Raw genomic sequence first — 15,498 nt, 5'->3', positions numbered from 1 at the left:
GCCGATCAACAAACGGCCGATTGCAAGTGAGCCACAAAGCAAGGCGGACAGCAAATGCGAACGCGCCAGATTCCATCACGCGGAATGCGCAGATGTGCCGGGGAACAGCGCTGTCTAACCGGCCGCCTGCGCGCGTTCGTTCCGCAGCGCCGCAAACCGCCAACTGGCGCAGGGGATCGCCTGCGGTGCGTAGTTCACTGGCTTGACGAAACGCGTCTGCTTCCAGTCGGACGAGGCGGCGAATTCATAGCCGCTGTTGCGGGCGAGCCCGATCATGCCGGCATTGGAGCGCAGCGTATCGCCGTAGATCTGCTCGGCGCCGAGCGCGGCGGCGCGGCATTCGAGGTTGGCGAGCAGCGCGGCGCCGATGCCTTGTCCTTGCCAGCGATCGTGCACCGAGACGCCGAACTCGACCGCCTGTTCGTCCTGGTGATGCACGTAGCGCAGCTCAGCCACGGCGGTTTCGCCGTCATCGTTGGCGAGCGTCGCCAGCACCGTGTAGGCGTCGGCTTCACCGAGCCGCAGGAACCGGACGAGTTGTCCGGTCGGCAGCTCCGGCGCTGCGCCCATCAGCCGACTGTAGCGCGACGCCGGCGACAGCGCGCGGAAGTAATCCTGCAACAGGTCGCCGTCGTCGAGTCCGGCGAAGCGCAGCGTCAGCGCGACGCCGGATTTCAGCCGCAGCTGGTCAGTGTAGCGAGCCGGATGGTCGAGATCGACGCTCATGGCGGCTGCTCCACGTCGGTCAGGCACGCCAGAACGGCTTCTCGGCCTCGACCATCACTTCGCTCCACGACAGACCGACGTCGTGCAGGTCGCGCTCCGACAGATGCGCCAGGCTGTCCCGCTCGGAGTGCCGCTGGCGCCACAGCCGAACCTTCTCGGCGAATTGCGCCAGAACGCCCACATGATGATTTATCATCGAATGGTCAGTGCAGATGGACATCGTCGCCTCCACTTCATAGGATGTAGGAGGAAATATCGGCGTGCTGCGCCGCAATGACAAACGACATTCCGGCCCGCTTTAGATGAGATAATGTCATGCGACGGGAGGTCCGATGACAGCTCGCCTGCCCTCGCTCAACGGCCTGCGGGCTTTCGAGGCGGCCGCGCGGCATCTCAGCTTCACGCTCGCGGCCGCCGAGCTGAACGTCACGCAGACCGCGATCAGCCACCAGATCAAGCGGCTGGAGCAGGAGCTCGGGCTGAAGCTGTTCGTGCGGCAGAACCGGACGCTGGCGCTGACGCCGCAGGCGCGCGAGTATCTTCCCGGCATCCGCGCCGCTTTCAACGACCTGCGGCTCGCCACCGACCGGCTGCTGCGCAAAGACAGCGCCCGCATCCTCACCGTCAGCACGCTGTCGTCGCTCGCCGCCAAATGGCTGCTGCCACGGCTGCCGTCGTTTCAGGAGGCGCATCCCGACATCGACGTGCGGATCACCACGTCCACGGCGCTGGTGGACTTCGCGCGCGACGAGGTCGATGCGGGCATCCGCTACGGCCGCGGCCGGTGGCCGGGGCTGCGCGCCGACTGGCTGATGGCGGACGAATTGTTTCCGGTGTGCAGCCCGGCGCTGCTCGCCGGCGGCAAACCGCTGAAACGGCCGCAGGATCTCGCCAGACATACGCTGCTGCACACCAGCGGCGGCTATGGTGACGACTGGCGGCTGTGGCTCACCGCGGCCGGCCTGCCGCCGGATACGTCCAAGCAACCCGGGCTGTGGTTCGACGTCGCCTTCATGACCGTGCAGGCCGCGATCGACGGCCTCGGCGTCGCGATCGGCCGCACGTCCTATGTCGAGACCGACATCGCGAAGGGCCGCCTGGTGGTGCCGTTCAAGATCACGTTGCCAGCCGAGTGGGGATTCTATCTGGTGTCGCCCCAGGCCAGCGCGGATTCGCCCAAGCTCTCGGCGTTTCGCCAATGGCTGCTGGCGGCGACCAACACGGGAGAGATACGCCGATGAAGGAATTGCTGCCGCTGGCAGAGAAGGTCGCGATCCGGCTGATCGCGCAGAAGCAAACCATTGCGGTCGCGGAGTCTTCCACCGGCGGGTTGATCGCCGCGGCGCTGCTCGCGGTGCCCGGCGCGTCCGCTTACTTCCTCGGCTCCGCGGTGGTGTACACGCGGCAGGCGCGGCGTGTGCTGATGGATATTCCCGATGCCGCCATGAAGGTCGAGGGCGTGCGGTCGTCCTCCGAGCCCTATGCCGAACTCTTGGCCAGCCAGATCCGCGGCCGGCTCGGCGCCGACTGGGGGCTGTCGGAGACCGGCGCGGCAGGCCCCGGTGGCAACCGCTACGGCGACGCCGCCGGCCACACTTGCATCGCCGTCGCCGGACCAGCGCATGCGGTGATGACGCTGGAGACCGCGAGCGCGGATCGGCTGGACAACATGCACGTGTTCGCCAACACGGCGCTGACGTTTCTGCTGCACACGTTGGCGAAGTAACGCACCGGGATTAGCGAAGGCCTCTCCCCGTCATTGCGAGCCACCGGGTCCGGCCTTCGGCCGGCCCGATGACAGGCTCCGCGAAGCAATCCAGTGCCAAGCATGTGGCATGGATTGCTTCGCTCGCAAGGACGAAGAAAAATTGGCTCTTCGCAATGACGGAGGGGCCTCGCTTCGTCGCGATCGCGCCGCGGCTCAGGTGATCGCGCGGATCAGGGCCATGCCGGCAAACAGGCCGGCGATCGCCAGACTCACCGAGCCGAGCACATACAGAAACGCCAGGCCGACGGCGCCGCGTTCGTAGAGCAGCGCGGCGTCGAGCGAGAAGGCCGAGAAGGTGGTGTAGCCGCCGAGGATGCCGGTCATCAGAAACAGCCGAACGGATTGCGGCGAGCCGGCCTTGAAGGCGAAATAGCCGGCGATCAGCCCCATGATGAAAGAGCCCGACACGTTGATGAAGAACGTGTGATACGGAAACGCCGTTCCGAACATCCTGGCGCTCACCGTATTGACCAGGTGACGCAGCATCGTCCCCAGTCCGCCACCGAGGAATACGAGCAGATAAACCATTCCACGTCTCTCCGCGTTGCGAGGCCGGCGGGGCGTTGTGACGCAGCTTGGCGGCGCTCGCAAGAGGCGCCGCGATCAAAAGAAAAGGCGGCCCGCGAGGCCGCCTTTTCGATTTCAATCGGTGATTGAGCCGCGGCGCTTACGCCTTCGAGTACAGCTCTTCGACGTATTCCCAGTTGATCAGATTATCGACGAACGCCTTCAGATAGTCGGGACGGCGGTTGCGATAATCGATGTAGTCGGAGTGCTCCCAGACGTCGACGCCGAGGATCGGCGTGGCACCGTGCACCAGCGGGTTCTCGCCGTTGGCGGTCTTGGAGATCTCGAGCTTGCCGTTCTTGACCGAGAGCCAGGCCCAGCCCGAACCGAACTGACCGGCACCGGCCGCCGCGAAGTCGGCCTTGAACTTCTCGAGGCCGCCGAGGTCTTCGTTGATCTTCTTTTCCAGCGCGCCGGGCAGCTTGGTGCCGCCGCCATTCGGCTTCATCCACTTCCAGAAGTGGATGTGGTTGTAGTGCTGGCCCGCGTTGTTGAACAGCGCGGCGTTCTTGCCGAGCGAGCCCTTGACGATTTCCTCGAGCGACTTGCCCTCGAATTCGGTGCCCTTCAGCAGGTTGTTGCCGTTGGTGACATAGGCCTGATGATGCTTGTCGTGGTGATATTCGAGCGTTTCCTTCGACATGTACGGCTGGAGCGCGTCGTAGGCGTACGGCAATTCAGGAAGCGTGAAGGTCATGGGTCATCATTTCCACAATGGTGGGGGGCATCGACTTAACGAGGCCCCTTATAGAAGGTTCCGCGGAAGGACCCAATATCTATTCTGAATTGCAACAGTCTGTCGCAGCACTGTTTTTGGCGCGAGATGCGCAGCAGACTGAAGCGGTTACCGGCAATGGCGTGATCTTACCGGAGCGCACTGCGCCTTAGCGAGCGGGCCCAGCCGGACTCACTGAGTCCTCATCCTGAGGGGCCCGGCAGAGCCGGGCGTCTCGAAGGATGGGGCCACGCAGTCGAAGGCGTGGATGGCCGGGACGAGCCCGGCCCTGACGAACGTGGTGAACGGATCGACTACTCGACACGCCGCATGTCGTACTGAACGTGTCTTCGCCGGCCCCTACGCCGTCGCTGGCACGGCCAGTTCTTCGCGGCGGCGGGGTGGGCGGACGTTCATCAGCATCTGGGCGGTGCCGGCGATCAGGCCGATCAGCACGGCGGCCTGCCAGGCGCGATCGTAGCTGCCGAGGCGATCATAGATCATGCCGCCGCCCCAGGCGCCGATGAAGGAGCCGACCTGGTGGCTGAGGAAGGCGATGCCGGTGAGCGTCGCCATGTAGCGCAGCCCGAACAGTTGCGCGACCAGGCCGTTGACCAGCGGAATGACGCCGAGCCACAGCGCGCCCATCACCGCGGCGAACACCAGCGTGGTGGTCGCCGAGGCCGGGAAGTAGAAATACGCCGCGATCGCCAGCGAGCGCACGATGTAGATGCCGCCGAGCAGATACTGCTTCGGATAGCGGCCGCCGAGCCAGCCGAAAACGTAGGAGCCGAGCACGTTGAACAGCCCGATGGTCGCCAGCGCGCTGGCGCCGAGCGACGGATCGAGGCCGCAGATCGCCAGATAGTTCGGCAGATGCGTGGTGATGAACACGAGCTGCAGCCCGCACACGAAGAACGCGATCGCCATCACCATGAAGCCGGAATGACCGAGCGCCGACTGCACGACTTCGCCGGCCGACCGTTCGCTGTCGTCGGCCTTGTCGATGTCGATCTTGTCGGAACGGCCGGCGAAGAACGCCGACGGCAGCATCACCGCGGCGAGGCCGAGGAAGCCGACCAGCGCCATCTGCCAGCCCGAGGTGGTGATCAGCGTCTGCGCCAGCGGCGACGCCAGCACCAGGCCGAGCGAACCCGCCGCCGACACCGCGCCCATCGCGACGCTGCGCTTGGCCGGCGACACGGTGCGCGAGGTCGCTGTCATCGTCATGCTCGAGGCGGTACAGGACAGTGCGATGCCGACGCAGACGCCGCAGCCGAGCGTGAAGGTCAGCGCCGAGTCGGCCATCATCATCAGCACGAGGCCGGCCGCGTAGATCACCACGCCGCCGAGCATCACCCAGCGCGAGCCGTAGCGGTCGGCCATCAGGCCGACGATCGGTTGGGTCACACCCCAGATGATGTTCTGCAACGCCGTTGCCAGCGAGAAGTCCGCGCTGGTGATGCCGACGTCCCGGATCACGGAAGGTTGAAGCAGGCCGAAGCTCTGCCGCATGCCCATCGCCAGGCTGAGCAGCACGGACGCGCCGATCAGGATCGACCAGCGCTGAAAAGAGGTGAGCTCCGCTGCCTTCATAGGACGATTTCCTCTGGGTGACGTCATTTTGAGAATACTCATGCCCTGAAACGCGGTGTTTGACCATCCTTGCAACCGGTATCGTGGTCCTGCACAGAACGCAGGGGTTTTGGCCGCAGGAGAACTGATGAGTATCGAGATCGACATTCTGTCGGGCGTGGGCGGATGGCCGATGGTGCGACCGCTGCTCGAATCGGAGTGGCCGGCCGGCAGCGCGACGACGCCGCAGCAGACCGGACCGGAGATCGCCCATCCGACGCTGCGGGTGCTGGTGGAGTCGGACGGCGAGTTGGTGAGCCATGTCGGGCTGACGATCCGGATCATCAGCTGGAACGGCCGCAAGTGCCAAGTCGGCGGGCTTGGCAGCCTCGTCACGCGCGCCGACAGCCGACGGCAGGGGTTCGGCGCGATCGCGCTGAGGGCCGCGGTGCAGACGCTACGCGACCACGAGGCGATCGATTGCGGGCTGTCGTTCTGCAACGATCAGCAGGCCGATTTCTTACTCGCGCGCGGCTGGCAGCGCTACGACGGCGAGGTGCTCGCCGAACAGCGCGGCGGCAAGGCGCCGATACGCGATCTCATTCCGCTGCAGCTCGACCTGCGCCGCAAGATCCGCGGCGGCACGCTCGACCTCTGCGGTTTGCCCTGGTGACATCCGCGCCGGACGCACGGCAGACCGCTTGCGCCCGCTTGGCATGTCGATCATAATATTATGAAGGGCCGCCATCGAGGGAGCGGACCGCAAAGGGCGGGAGCCGCAATGACCATCGATGCACCGGCGACGACGCCACTGCCCGCTCCGCCGCCGAACCAGCTGCTCGATGCCCCGATCCTGCCGACGCTGACCCGGCTGGCGATTCCCAACATCATCTCGATGGTCGGCACCGCCGCGGTGTCGGTCGCCGAGACCTCGTATATCGGTCGGCTCGGCACCGAAGCGCTGGCCGCGATCGCGCTGGTGTTTCCGTTCGCGATGCTGACGCAGATGATGTCGGCCGGCGCGATGGGCGGCGGCGTCTCCTCGGCAATCAGCCGTGCGCTCGGCGCCGGCGATCGCGCCCGCGCCGAAGTACTGGCGCTGCATGCGGTGATCATCGGATTATGCGGCGGGCTGCTGTTCACACTGCTGATGCAGCTGTTCGGCCGCTCGCTGTTCATGCTGCTCGGCGGCCGCGGCGAAGTGGTCGAACAGGCGTGCAGCTACTCCATCGTGTTGTTCTCCGGCGCGGTGTCGATCTGGCTGGTCAACACGCTGGCCTCGGTGCTGCGCGGCACTGGCGACATGGTGCTGCCGTCCGCAACGCTGCTGGTGGTCGCGATTCTGCAGATCGCGATCGGCGGCACGTTCGGGCTCGGTCTGTTCGGGATGCCGCGGCTCGGCATGCCGGGCGTCGCCTCGGGGCAGCTTGTCGCGTGGACGCTCGGCATGGTGTTTCTGTTCGTCTACATGGCGAGCGGACGCGCGCGGCTGCAGTTACGCCTCCGCGGCTTCGTGTTCGAGCGGCGGATGTTCGTCGACATCCTCAAGGTCGGCGCGATGGCCTGCCTGGCGCCGCTGCAATCGGTGCTGACCATCCTGATCTTCACCAAAATCCTCGCCAGCTACGGCACCGCGACGCTGGCCGGCTACGGCATCGGCTCGCGGCTGGAATTCCTGCTGATCCCGATCGCCTTCGCGGTCGGCGTCGCCTCGATCCCGATGGTCGGCATGGCGGTCGGCGCCGGTCAGGTGGCGCGGGCGCGGCGCGTGGCGTGGACCTCCGGCGCAGCGTCGGCGCTGATCCTCGGCGTGATCGGCCTGGTGCTGGCAATCCATCCGGCGTTGTGGGTGTCGCTGTTCACCACCGATGCGGCGGTGACGGCGGCGGCGCATTCCTATTTCCACTGGGCCGGACCGGCCTTCCCGTTCTTCGGGCTCGGCGTGACGCTGTACTTCGCCTCGCAGGGCGCCGCGAAGGTCGGCGGCCCGGTGCTGGCCGCGACGGCGCGGCTGCTGCTGGTGGCAATCGGCGGCACCGCACTGGTGGCCAGCGGCGCGCCGTCCTGGACGCTGTTCGCGCTCGTGACCGCCGCGATGGTGGTGTACGGGCTGGGGACGGTGACGGCGATTCATCTGACACGCTGGGTCAAGTGAATCGCGCAACGCTCCGCATCTTGTGTCCGCCATCCCTTTGCCACGAATCCTGCGGCTCTGCTATTCCATGCGCTGCACCGCACCGACGACATGCGCGGCGCATTGGACGATGCCTGGAGGATAGATGACCACCCGATCCGCACTGTTTGCCGCTGCGATGTTCGCCGTGCTGGCCCCTGCCGCCGCGAATGCGCAATCGGCGCCCGGCCCGCAAGGCACATGGCTGACGCAGGCCGGCGACGCCAAGGTGCGGATCAAGAGCTGCGGCGCGGCGCTGTGCGGCACGATCGTGTGGCTGCGCCAGCCGATCGATCCCAACACCGGCAAGCCGCAGATCGACGACAAGAATCCCGATCCGGCCCGCGCCTCGCGCCCGGTGATCGGTCTGCAGATCTTCGGCGACATGCGTCCGGTGTCGCAGGGCAAATGGTCCGGCCACATCTACAATGCCGACGACGGCAAGACCTACGAGGCCAGCCTGTCGCACACCGGCCCGACCTCGCTGCACGTCGAAGGCTGCGTCGGCTCGCTTTGCGGCGGCGAGAACTGGACTTTCGAGGGGCGCTGACGCGCGTCACTTCGTCCGACGATTCATAAAACCGGAGCGACCGGCAGCAGCGGCTCACTCGCCGCTGGCGCAAAGACCGAGCGCGGCCGAGACGGTGCCGCGCACGCAGCGCGTCAGCGTGACGTCGGAATACAGGCCATAGGCGAAAACCGCCAAGGCCAGCAGAACGATGATGCCGAGCGATTTCACGCGATCAGGTTTCCATCTGGCGGAGTTGTCCGAGATCCGGCGGAGGCGCCGCCGCCGCTACGGGCCGCGGCCCGCTCCGGGCGCGACCTTATAGCGCGTCACGACCGGGCAGGCACCGGCTCGTGCGTCAAAAATCCGCGACGCGGCGCACCGCGGACGACCCGTTGCACCTTCGTCTGACAAGGCGCCCGCAGGCGGCGGCCGGCATTGCGTCCGGCTGGGCGGCGTGCTCTTGTCCCGCCATCTTCGGTGCCCTTCTGCGGAAGGGTGAAACGGGAATGCGGTGAGGCGAGCGATCGCCGAGGCCGCGGCTGCCCCCGCAACTGTAAGCGGATCGTCTCCGATCACACCGCCACTGCGGCCATCTCTTCGGCCCCGGGAAGGCGATCGGGACAACATCCGCGAGCCAGGAGACCGGCCGGAGAGCTACGCAATGCCATTCGACGGTGGGTCGAAGAAGGACGTTCCGATGCCGCACCCGCTCCAGACGTAGTCCGTCCCGGCAATCGCCGCGCCGATCGTCCGCGCCGCGCGCCGTCACGCCGCGCGTAATGCGACCTGTCGCGCCGTCCTGTCGTCCGCTCCGCATCCGAACCATTCTGCCGGACCGAATCCGCACCATGCACGCACCGCTCGATGAACTCGCGACGCTGTCGATCTCCGCCGTCGATCGCTCGCTCGAACCTTCGCTTCGCGACCGCCTCGATGCCAAGGCCAAGCCGCCCGGCTCGCTGGGCCGGCTCGAGGATCTCGCCGTTCAGCTCGGGCTGATCTGGCACCCTGCTCCGCCGCGCGCCGAGCGCGCCATGGTATTCGTGTTCGCCGGCGATCACGGCCTCGCCGCCGACAACGTGTCGCCTTATCCGGCGAGCGTCACGCAAGCCATGGTCGCCGCCTATCTGTCGGGCTGTGCCGGCATGAACGTGCTGGCCAGGGCCGCCGCCACCGAAGTCTGCGTCGTCGATGCGGGCATCGCGGCCGATCTGCCGCCGCATCCCGGACTGATCGATCGCAAGATCGGCCACGGCACGCGCAATGCGAGCCGCGAGCCCGCGATGAGCATCGACGACGCCCGCCGCGCGCTCAGCGCCGCGATCGCGCTGGTGTCCGATGCGATCGACGGCGGGGTCGATATCGTGGCCATCGGCGAAATGGGAATCGGCAACACGACGTCGGCGGCGCTGCTGGCGCATCGCCTCACCGGCACGCCGGTCGTCGACTGCGTCGGACGCGGCGCGGGGCTCGACGAGGCCGGCGTTGCGCACAAGCGCGCCGTCGCCGAGAAGGCAGCCGCGCGCACCGCCGCCGTGGCGCCGCTCGAGGTGCTGGCGGAATTCGGCGGCTACGAGATCGCCATGATGGCCGGCGCCGTGCTGGCCGCCGCGGCCAAACGCCGTCCGGTGGTGATCGACGGTTTCATCGCCAGTGCCGCCGCGCTGGTCGCGGTGCGGCTGCACCCGGCGGCGCTCGGCTATTGCGTGTTCTCGCATCGCTCCGCCGAGCGCGGCCACAAGGTGCTGCTCGATGCGATGACCGCGGCGCCCTATCTCGATCTCGGCTTCCGGCTCGGCGAAGGCACCGGCGCGCTGATGGCGGTGCCGCTGCTGCGCGCCGCCGCCGGCATCCGGACCGAGCTGGCGGATCTGTCCGACGTCCTCGCCGCGCTCGGGCCGTCCTCATGACCCGCGAACTGCGTCCCTTCCTGAACGCGGTCGAGTTCATGACCGTGCTGCCGGCGCCGCGCGGCGCCGCGTTCGACGACGACTGGCTGCTGCCGGCAGCGAAGTACTTTCCCCTCGTCGGCGCGCTGATCGGCCTGGCCTGCGGCGGCGTGCTGCTGGCGGCCTCGGCGATCTGGTCGGGCACCGTGCCGGCGGTGCTGGCTGTGCTTGCCGGCGTGATCCTCACCGGCGCGCTGCACGAGGACGGCATCGCCGACACCGCCGACGGGCTGTTCGGCGGACGCAGCCGTGAGCAGCGGCTGACCATCATCAAGGACAGCCGGATCGGCAGCTACGGCGCGATCACGCTGATGGGCAGCGTCGTGCTGCGCATCTCGGTGCTGGCGACTCTGCCGCACTGGCTGGGCGTGGCCGCGCTGGTCGCCGCGCACAGCATCGGACGCACCGGCATTCTGCTGGTGATGTCGGCGCTGCCCTATGCGGGCAACGTCGCGACCGCCAAGCTCAGCTATCCGGACAGCCGATTCGATGCAGCGAAGGCAATAGTCGCCGTGATGCTGACGCTGCTCGGGCTGGCGTGGCTCATCGCCGCCGAGCCAGGCGCCGCCGCCTGCGGACTGATCGGCGCGGTGGCGCTCGGCGCCTTGCCGGCGCTGGCCGCCGCGCGGCTGATCGGCGGCTATGTCGGCGACGTGCTCGGCGCCACCGAACAACTCACCCAGATCGGCCTGCTGCTCGGCGTCGCGGCAATCGCGGGCCATGGTTAGTTGCCGCGCCCATCTCTATCGTCACTCCTCGGCGCGCACTGGCGTGCGGAAATTGGACTGGTTCAAATCGGTGAGGGAGATGAACTGTTTGATCCGCTAATAGCGTCTGGCCAGGGCTGTCAAAAATCCAAAACCGGCAAACAATGACGTAGATCACCCACATGAAGACGAGGACGACCGCCATTTTGCGCCGGGAAAGGAAGAAGTAATTCACGTAGTTCTGCTCTTTCTGCAGAATCCGATTCTTGTCCGAGAAAAGAACAGCCCCCATCGTACCGACGATTAGTAAAAACCAGCATGACAGCAAAACAACGTAGAATTTTCCAAATTCCGAATTTGGAAAAGACGCAAGCAACTCTTTCATGGAATCACCTCCTCTACGTTTTATGCATTTTCCGGGATTTCCGGTCATCCTGTCAGCAATAAGGACCCTCACCGATGCGCAAACTTCTCCTGATCGGGATGGGCCCCGGCGATCCCAACTATCTGACGCTGCAGGCGGTCGAGGCGCTGAACCGCGCCAGCGTGTTCTTCCTGCCCGACAAGGGCGCCGAGAAGGCGGAGTTGAAGACCGCGCGCGAAGACATCTGCCGGCGCTTCATCAAAACGCCGGGCGCGCGCTTCGTCAGCATCGACATCCCGCAGCGCGCGCCGGCCGGCGACGATTATCGTGCGGTGGTGAATGACTGGCACGCCGCCATCGCGGATCGCTACGCGGCGCTGCTGACCAGCGAACTTGCCGACGGCGGCTGCGGCGCGTTTCTGGTGTGGGGCGATCCGACGCTGTACGACAGCACGCTGCGCATCCTCGATCGCCTCCGCGCGCAGGGCTTAGACATCGACTACGAGATCATCCCCGGCATCACCGCCGTGCAGGCGCTCGCCGCGCGCCACCGCATTGCGCTCAACCGCATCGGCGAACCGATCACCATCACCACCGGCCGCAAACTCGCCGCCGGCCTGCCGATCGATGCCGACAGCACCGTGGTGATGCTCGACGGCGACGAGACCTTCGCCAAGATCGATCCCGCCGACCTCGAGATCTACTGGGCCGCCAATCTCGGCCTCGCCGACGAAGTCCTGATCTCCGGCCCGCTGAAAGACGTCGCAGACAAGATCAGCCGCACCCGGCGGCAGGTGCGCGAGGCGAAGGGATGGGTGATGGATATTTATCTGCTGCGCAAAGGCGGTGCGGCGAAGGCCGGCGAGTAACGCGCAAAAAAGAACCCCGGCCGCGAGGACCGGGGTTCAATTTGGTTGCGGGAGTAGGATTTGAACCTACGACCTTCAGGTTATGAGCCTGACGAGCTACCGGGCTGCTCCATCCCGCGTTAAACCTTTGCGCGATCTTCAGAAAGCAGATGACCATCAACGCCCAAGGGCGTCGATCGATCCTCCCGGAAGCTTCCTGAGAAGGGGCCCGGGGCAGTGCCCGGGGCGCGAGGGGTGTCTAGCAACGCACGGGGGATTTGGGAAGCCCCGCGGCGCAGATTTTCAAGATTATATGACGACCGGAACCGGATGCTGTTGCGGGCCGGCCGCGCGCCTGCAAGACTTCGACAAAATCGGCCAAAATGATCAACATCGGCCGAACCTGGGAGCGCACCATGGACCAGCCGTTGACCGGCTTCGGGGCCAATGCCCTGCACGACAGCTTTCACCGCATGTTCGATCGCTCCCGCACGGACCCGCCGGCGACGCTGGAGCAGCGGCTCGACCGGCTGGCGCGGCTGCGCAGCCTGCTGACCGACAACGAAAAGCGATTCGAGCAGGCGATCTCGTCCGATTTCGGCCATCGCTGCGCAACCGAGACGCTGATCGCCGAGACGCTCAGCCTGCTCGGCGACATCAAGCATACCGCCAAGCACGTCAAACGCTGGATGGCGCCGCGCAAGGTCAAGACCGAGCTGCAGTTCTGGCCGGGACAAAACCGACTGATCCCGCAGCCGCTCGGCGTCGTCGGCATCATCGCGCCGTGGAATTATCCGCTGCAGCTCACCATCGCGCCGGCGATCGGGGCGCTGGCCGCGGGCAACCGGGTGATGATCAAGCCGAGCGAATTGTCGCCGGCGTTCTCGGGGCTGCTGCAGGAGACCGTCGCGGCGCAATTCGACGCCGACGAGATGGTGGTGACCGGGATCGAGGACGGTATCGCCGAAGCGTTCGCACGGCTGCCGTTCGACCATCTGATGTTCACCGGCTCGACGCGCGTCGGCCGCATCGTCGCCGAAGCCGCAGGGCGAAATCTGACGCCGGTGACGCTTGAGCTCGGCGGCAAGTCGCCGACGCTCGTCGACCGCTCCGCCGATCTCGACGAGGTGGCGCCGCGGATCGCCTATGCCAAGCTGATGAATGCCGGCCAGACCTGTATCGCGCCGGACTACGTGCTCGCGCCGCGCGACCAGGTCGAACCGCTGGCGGAGAAGATCCGTGCCGCCATGGGGCAGATGTTCGGCAGCGATCCGGGCAACACCGACTACACCTCGATCGTCGCCGACCGGCACTATGCGCGGCTGAAGGGGCTGGTCGACGACGCCGCCGCGCAGGGCGCCAAGCTGCTGCAGCCGGCCGCCGCCGACGATCCGGCTTGGAGCGGTCGGCGCAAATTCCCGCCGACGTTGGTGCTCGGCGCGACGCCCGACATGAAGATCATGCAGGAAGAGATTTTCGGCCCGCTGCTGCCGATCCTCGGCGTCGACGATCCGGCCGAGGCGATCCGCTTCATCAACGGCCGCGACCGTCCGCTGGCGCTGTACTGGTTCGGCAAGGACGACGCAGCGCGCGACGAGGTACTGGCCCGCACCGTCTCGGGCGGCGTGACCATCAACGACTGCCTGGTGCACTTCGCGCAGCAGAACCAGCCGATGGGCGGCGTCGGTGCCTCGGGCACCGGCGCGTATCACGGCGAATGGGGCTTCAATACGTTCAGCCAGCTCAAGCCGGTGTTCTATCGCTCGCCCTACAACCGCTTCGCCGACCTCTACCCGCCCTACGGCGGCAAGATCGCGCGGCTGTCGAAAGTGCTGCGATGGCTGTCATGAGCTGAAAACCCGACGACCAGCGACCGGACGAAGAGCCGGCGCGGCTAACTAACAAGAACGATCCAGGAGGAAACGATGACGGAGACGCATGACTTTGTCGTGGTCGGTGGCGGCTCGGGCGGCTGCGCGGTCGCGGGGCGGCTGTCGGAAGATCCCGGCACGTCCGTGGCGCTGCTCGAGGCCGGCGGTCCCGGCGACAATTGGGTGGTGAAGACGCCCTACGCGCTGTCGCTGATGGTGCCGAGCAAGCTCAACAACTGGCATTTCGAGACGGTGCCGCAGCCGGGCCTGAACGGCCGCATCGGCTATCAGCCGCGCGGCAAGGCGCTTGGCGGCTCGTCGGCGATCAACGCCATGGTGTATATCCGCGGCCACAAATGGGACTACGACCACTGGGCCGAGCTCGGTGCCGACGGCTGGTCCTATGCAGACGTGCTGCCCTACTTCAAGCGTTCGGAGAACAATTCCGAATTCAACGGCGCGTATCACGGCCAGAGCGGCCCGTTGCATGTGAACCGGCTGCGCACCGACAATCCGGTGCACGAGATCTTCCTGCAGGCCGCGCGCGAGGCGCAGTTCCGCGTGCGCGACGACTTCAACGGCGAGGAGCAGGAAGGCCTCGGCCTGTACCAGCTCACGCAACATGAGGGCGAGCGCTGGAGTGCGGCGCGCGCTTACGTGCATCCGCATATGGGCACGCGGCCGAACCTGCGGGTCGAGACCGGCGCGCAGGCGACGCGGATTCTGTTCGAGGGCGGCCGCGCCGTCGGCGTCGAATTCCGCAAGGACAACGAGACGCGGCAGCTGCGCGCCCGCCGCGAAGTGATCCTCGCCTCCGGCGCGTTCCAGACGCCGCAGCTGTTGCAACTCTCGGGCGTCGGCGACGGCGAGATGCTGCAGCGGCACGGCATCTCGACGGTGCATCATCTGCCGGGCGTCGGGCAGAATTTGCAGGACCATCCGGACTTCATCTTCGCCTATCAGTCCGACGCGCCGTACTTCACCGGGACCAGTTTCACCGGCATCGGCCGGCTGCTGTCGACCATCGGGCAATATCGCCGCGAAGGCCGGGGTCCGCTCGCCACCAACTTCGCCGAATGCGGCGGCTTCCTGAAGACGCGGCCGGACCTCGACGTCCCGGACATCCAGCTGCATTTCGGCATGGCGATGGTCGACGACCACGGCCGCAAGCGGCACTGGGGCACGGGCTTCTCCTGCCATGTCTGCCTGCTGCGCCCGAAGAGCCGCGGCAGCGTCGGCCTCACCAGCGCCGATCCGCTGGCGCCGCCGCGGATCGATCCGAACTTCTTCGGCGAGGTGGACGATCTCGAAGCGATGGTCGCCGGCTACAAGACGACGCAGCGCCTCATGGACACGCCGGCGCTCCGCGCCTTGCAGCAGAAGGACCTGTTCACCGCCGACGTCCGCACCGACGACGACATCCGCGCCATCCTGCGCGCCCGCGTCGACACCGTGTACCACCCGGTCGGCACCTGCAAGATCGGCGCGGCGAACGATCCCACCGCCGTCGTCGACCCGCACCTCAAGGTCCGCGGCCTCGAAGGCCTCCGCATCGTCGACGCCTCGGTGATGCCGACGCTGATCGGCGGCAACACCAACGCGCCGACCATCATGATCGGCGAGAAGGCGGCGGATTTGATCAGGGGCGAGATGCGTTAGCACCGCCCCTCCCCGTCCATACCGGGGGCGCGCGGTAGCGGCGCGCCCCGCCCCCCCACACCCAG

General features: G+C 66.7%; 17 protein-coding genes, 1 tRNA gene and 1 riboswitch. Of the genes, 10 read left to right on the top strand and 8 right to left on the bottom strand.

Annotated features, from left to right (window positions below):
- Nucleotides 1-114: 114 nt before the first annotated feature.
- Both ACOJTD_RS19625 and ACOJTD_RS19620 read right to left on the bottom strand, forming a co-directional pair.
- Nucleotides 115-726 (bottom strand): GNAT family N-acetyltransferase, encoded by a 612-nt coding sequence (locus ACOJTD_RS19625; protein WP_420134542.1) that lies wholly within the window; start codon nucleotides 724-726, stop codon nucleotides 115-117.
- A 19-nt stretch (nucleotides 727-745) separates the two neighbouring features.
- On the bottom strand, nucleotides 746-946 hold the full coding sequence (locus tag ACOJTD_RS19620) for a DUF1127 domain-containing protein (RefSeq protein ID WP_420134541.1): 201 nt from the start codon (nucleotides 944-946) through the stop codon (nucleotides 746-748).
- 112 nt (nucleotides 947-1,058) lie between these two features.
- On the opposite strand from ACOJTD_RS19620, the gene ACOJTD_RS19615 reads away from it, so the two are divergent.
- A complete protein-coding gene (locus ACOJTD_RS19615; protein ID WP_420134540.1) occupies nucleotides 1,059-1,967 on the top strand; it encodes a transcriptional regulator GcvA in 909 nt (302 codons plus the stop codon).
- Nucleotides 1,964-2,452: a CinA family protein gene (locus ACOJTD_RS19610; RefSeq protein WP_420134539.1), complete on the top strand. Its 489-nt coding sequence runs from the start codon at nucleotides 1,964-1,966 to the stop codon at nucleotides 2,450-2,452. Before ACOJTD_RS19615 ends, ACOJTD_RS19610 begins: the two co-directional genes overlap by 4 nt.
- 195 nt (nucleotides 2,453-2,647) lie before the next feature.
- Here the strand turns inward: ACOJTD_RS19610 and crcB are convergent, their stop codons facing one another.
- The 3 genes from crcB to ACOJTD_RS19595 all read right to left on the bottom strand — a co-directional run bounded on the left by crcB (nucleotide 2,648) and on the right by ACOJTD_RS19595 (nucleotide 5,372).
- Nucleotides 2,648-3,022 (bottom strand): fluoride efflux transporter CrcB, encoded by a 375-nt coding sequence (gene crcB, locus ACOJTD_RS19605; protein WP_420134538.1) that lies wholly within the window; start codon nucleotides 3,020-3,022, stop codon nucleotides 2,648-2,650.
- Nucleotides 3,023-3,161: 139 nt separating this feature from the next.
- On the bottom strand, nucleotides 3,162-3,758 hold the full coding sequence (locus ACOJTD_RS19600; RefSeq protein ID WP_420134537.1) for a superoxide dismutase: 597 nt from the start codon (nucleotides 3,756-3,758) through the stop codon (nucleotides 3,162-3,164).
- Nucleotides 3,759-4,136: 378 nt separating this feature from the next.
- Nucleotides 4,137-5,372, bottom strand: a complete 1,236-nt coding sequence (locus ACOJTD_RS19595; protein WP_420134536.1) for an MFS transporter — start codon at nucleotides 5,370-5,372, stop codon at nucleotides 4,137-4,139.
- 127 nt (nucleotides 5,373-5,499) lie between these two features.
- Here ACOJTD_RS19595 and ACOJTD_RS19590 point away from each other — a divergent pair, with 127 nt between their 5' ends.
- The 3 genes from ACOJTD_RS19590 to ACOJTD_RS19580 all read left to right on the top strand — a co-directional run bounded on the left by ACOJTD_RS19590 (nucleotide 5,500) and on the right by ACOJTD_RS19580 (nucleotide 8,074).
- On the top strand, nucleotides 5,500-6,024 hold the full coding sequence (locus ACOJTD_RS19590) for a GNAT family N-acetyltransferase (RefSeq protein ID WP_420134535.1): 525 nt from the start codon (nucleotides 5,500-5,502) through the stop codon (nucleotides 6,022-6,024).
- Between the two features lie 108 nt (nucleotides 6,025-6,132).
- Nucleotides 6,133-7,506: an MATE family efflux transporter gene (locus tag ACOJTD_RS19585; protein WP_420134534.1), complete on the top strand. Its 1,374-nt coding sequence runs from the start codon at nucleotides 6,133-6,135 to the stop codon at nucleotides 7,504-7,506.
- A gap of 124 nt (nucleotides 7,507-7,630) precedes the next feature.
- Complete coding sequence (locus ACOJTD_RS19580) at nucleotides 7,631-8,074, top strand: DUF2147 domain-containing protein (protein WP_420134533.1); 444 nt, start codon at nucleotides 7,631-7,633, stop codon at nucleotides 8,072-8,074.
- A 54-nt stretch (nucleotides 8,075-8,128) separates the two neighbouring features.
- Here ACOJTD_RS19580 and ACOJTD_RS19575 read toward each other — a convergent pair whose 3' ends face one another.
- Nucleotides 8,129-8,263, bottom strand: a complete 135-nt coding sequence (locus tag ACOJTD_RS19575) for a hypothetical protein (protein ID WP_254984333.1) — start codon at nucleotides 8,261-8,263, stop codon at nucleotides 8,129-8,131.
- A gap of 230 nt (nucleotides 8,264-8,493) precedes the next feature.
- A riboswitch (cobalamin riboswitch) is annotated at nucleotides 8,494-8,701 on the top strand.
- Between the two features lie 182 nt (nucleotides 8,702-8,883).
- Here ACOJTD_RS19575 and cobT point away from each other — a divergent pair.
- Nucleotides 8,884-9,945 (top strand): nicotinate-nucleotide--dimethylbenzimidazole phosphoribosyltransferase, encoded by a 1,062-nt coding sequence (cobT, locus tag ACOJTD_RS19570; protein WP_420134532.1) that lies wholly within the window; start codon nucleotides 8,884-8,886, stop codon nucleotides 9,943-9,945.
- Nucleotides 9,942-10,712: an adenosylcobinamide-GDP ribazoletransferase gene (gene cobS, locus ACOJTD_RS19565; protein ID WP_420134531.1), complete on the top strand. Its 771-nt coding sequence runs from the start codon at nucleotides 9,942-9,944 to the stop codon at nucleotides 10,710-10,712. The genes cobT and cobS overlap by 4 nt, the downstream gene beginning before the upstream one ends.
- On the opposite strand, the gene ACOJTD_RS19560 is transcribed toward cobS, so the two are convergent.
- Nucleotides 10,660-11,076, bottom strand: coding sequence for a hypothetical protein (locus ACOJTD_RS19560; RefSeq protein ID WP_420134530.1), 417 nt, complete (start codon nucleotides 11,074-11,076; stop codon nucleotides 10,660-10,662). The genes cobS and ACOJTD_RS19560 overlap by 53 nt on opposite strands.
- Nucleotides 11,077-11,150: 74 nt before the next feature.
- Here ACOJTD_RS19560 and cobF point away from each other — a divergent pair, with 74 nt between their 5' ends.
- Nucleotides 11,151-11,924 (top strand): precorrin-6A synthase (deacetylating), encoded by a 774-nt coding sequence (gene cobF, locus ACOJTD_RS19555; RefSeq protein ID WP_420134529.1) that lies wholly within the window; start codon nucleotides 11,151-11,153, stop codon nucleotides 11,922-11,924.
- 42 nt (nucleotides 11,925-11,966) lie between these two features.
- Here cobF and ACOJTD_RS19550 read toward each other — a convergent pair.
- Nucleotides 11,967-12,043: transfer RNA gene (locus ACOJTD_RS19550), tRNA-Met, on the bottom strand.
- Between the two features lie 276 nt (nucleotides 12,044-12,319).
- Here ACOJTD_RS19550 and ACOJTD_RS19545 point away from each other — a divergent pair.
- Together ACOJTD_RS19545 and ACOJTD_RS19540 are read left to right on the top strand one after the other, a co-directional pair.
- A complete protein-coding gene (locus ACOJTD_RS19545; RefSeq protein WP_420134528.1) occupies nucleotides 12,320-13,753 on the top strand; it encodes a coniferyl aldehyde dehydrogenase in 1,434 nt (477 codons plus the stop codon).
- A gap of 75 nt (nucleotides 13,754-13,828) precedes the next feature.
- The gene (locus tag ACOJTD_RS19540) at nucleotides 13,829-15,433 is read left to right on the top strand and encodes a GMC family oxidoreductase (RefSeq protein ID WP_420134527.1); all 1,605 of its coding nucleotides are present in this window, start codon (nucleotides 13,829-13,831) and stop codon (nucleotides 15,431-15,433) included.
- Nucleotides 15,434-15,498 lie beyond the last annotated feature (65 nt).

This window comes from Rhodopseudomonas sp. (assembly GCF_048594845.1).
Classification (GTDB): domain Bacteria; phylum Pseudomonadota; class Alphaproteobacteria; order Rhizobiales; family Xanthobacteraceae; genus Rhodopseudomonas.
This window is presented reverse-complemented; position numbering and strand designations above follow the sequence as displayed.

Excerpts from the sequence above, each read along its gene's own strand:
- ACOJTD_RS19625 (WP_420134542.1), bottom strand. The coding sequence starts at position 726 with ATGAGCGTCGATCTCGACCATCCGGCTCGCTACACTGACCAGCTGCGG.
- ACOJTD_RS19620 (WP_420134541.1), bottom strand. The coding sequence starts at position 946 with ATGTCCATCTGCACTGACCATTCGATGATAAATCATCATGTGGGCGTT.
- ACOJTD_RS19615 (WP_420134540.1), top strand. The coding sequence starts at position 1,059 with ATGACAGCTCGCCTGCCCTCGCTCAACGGCCTGCGGGCTTTCGAGGCG.
- ACOJTD_RS19610 (WP_420134539.1), top strand. The coding sequence starts at position 1,964 with ATGAAGGAATTGCTGCCGCTGGCAGAGAAGGTCGCGATCCGGCTGATC.
- crcB (WP_420134538.1), bottom strand. The coding sequence starts at position 3,022 with ATGGTTTATCTGCTCGTATTCCTCGGTGGCGGACTGGGGACGATGCTG.
- ACOJTD_RS19600 (WP_420134537.1), bottom strand. The coding sequence starts at position 3,758 with ATGACCTTCACGCTTCCTGAATTGCCGTACGCCTACGACGCGCTCCAG.
- ACOJTD_RS19595 (WP_420134536.1), bottom strand. The coding sequence starts at position 5,372 with ATGAAGGCAGCGGAGCTCACCTCTTTTCAGCGCTGGTCGATCCTGATC.
- ACOJTD_RS19590 (WP_420134535.1), top strand. The coding sequence starts at position 5,500 with ATGAGTATCGAGATCGACATTCTGTCGGGCGTGGGCGGATGGCCGATG.
- ACOJTD_RS19585 (WP_420134534.1), top strand. The coding sequence starts at position 6,133 with ATGACCATCGATGCACCGGCGACGACGCCACTGCCCGCTCCGCCGCCG.
- ACOJTD_RS19580 (WP_420134533.1), top strand. The coding sequence starts at position 7,631 with ATGACCACCCGATCCGCACTGTTTGCCGCTGCGATGTTCGCCGTGCTG.
- cobT (WP_420134532.1), top strand. The coding sequence starts at position 8,884 with ATGCACGCACCGCTCGATGAACTCGCGACGCTGTCGATCTCCGCCGTC.
- cobS (WP_420134531.1), top strand. The coding sequence starts at position 9,942 with ATGACCCGCGAACTGCGTCCCTTCCTGAACGCGGTCGAGTTCATGACC.
- ACOJTD_RS19560 (WP_420134530.1), bottom strand. The coding sequence starts at position 11,076 with ATGAAAGAGTTGCTTGCGTCTTTTCCAAATTCGGAATTTGGAAAATTC.
- cobF (WP_420134529.1), top strand. The coding sequence starts at position 11,151 with ATGCGCAAACTTCTCCTGATCGGGATGGGCCCCGGCGATCCCAACTAT.
- ACOJTD_RS19545 (WP_420134528.1), top strand. The coding sequence starts at position 12,320 with ATGGACCAGCCGTTGACCGGCTTCGGGGCCAATGCCCTGCACGACAGC.
- ACOJTD_RS19540 (WP_420134527.1), top strand. The coding sequence starts at position 13,829 with ATGACGGAGACGCATGACTTTGTCGTGGTCGGTGGCGGCTCGGGCGGC.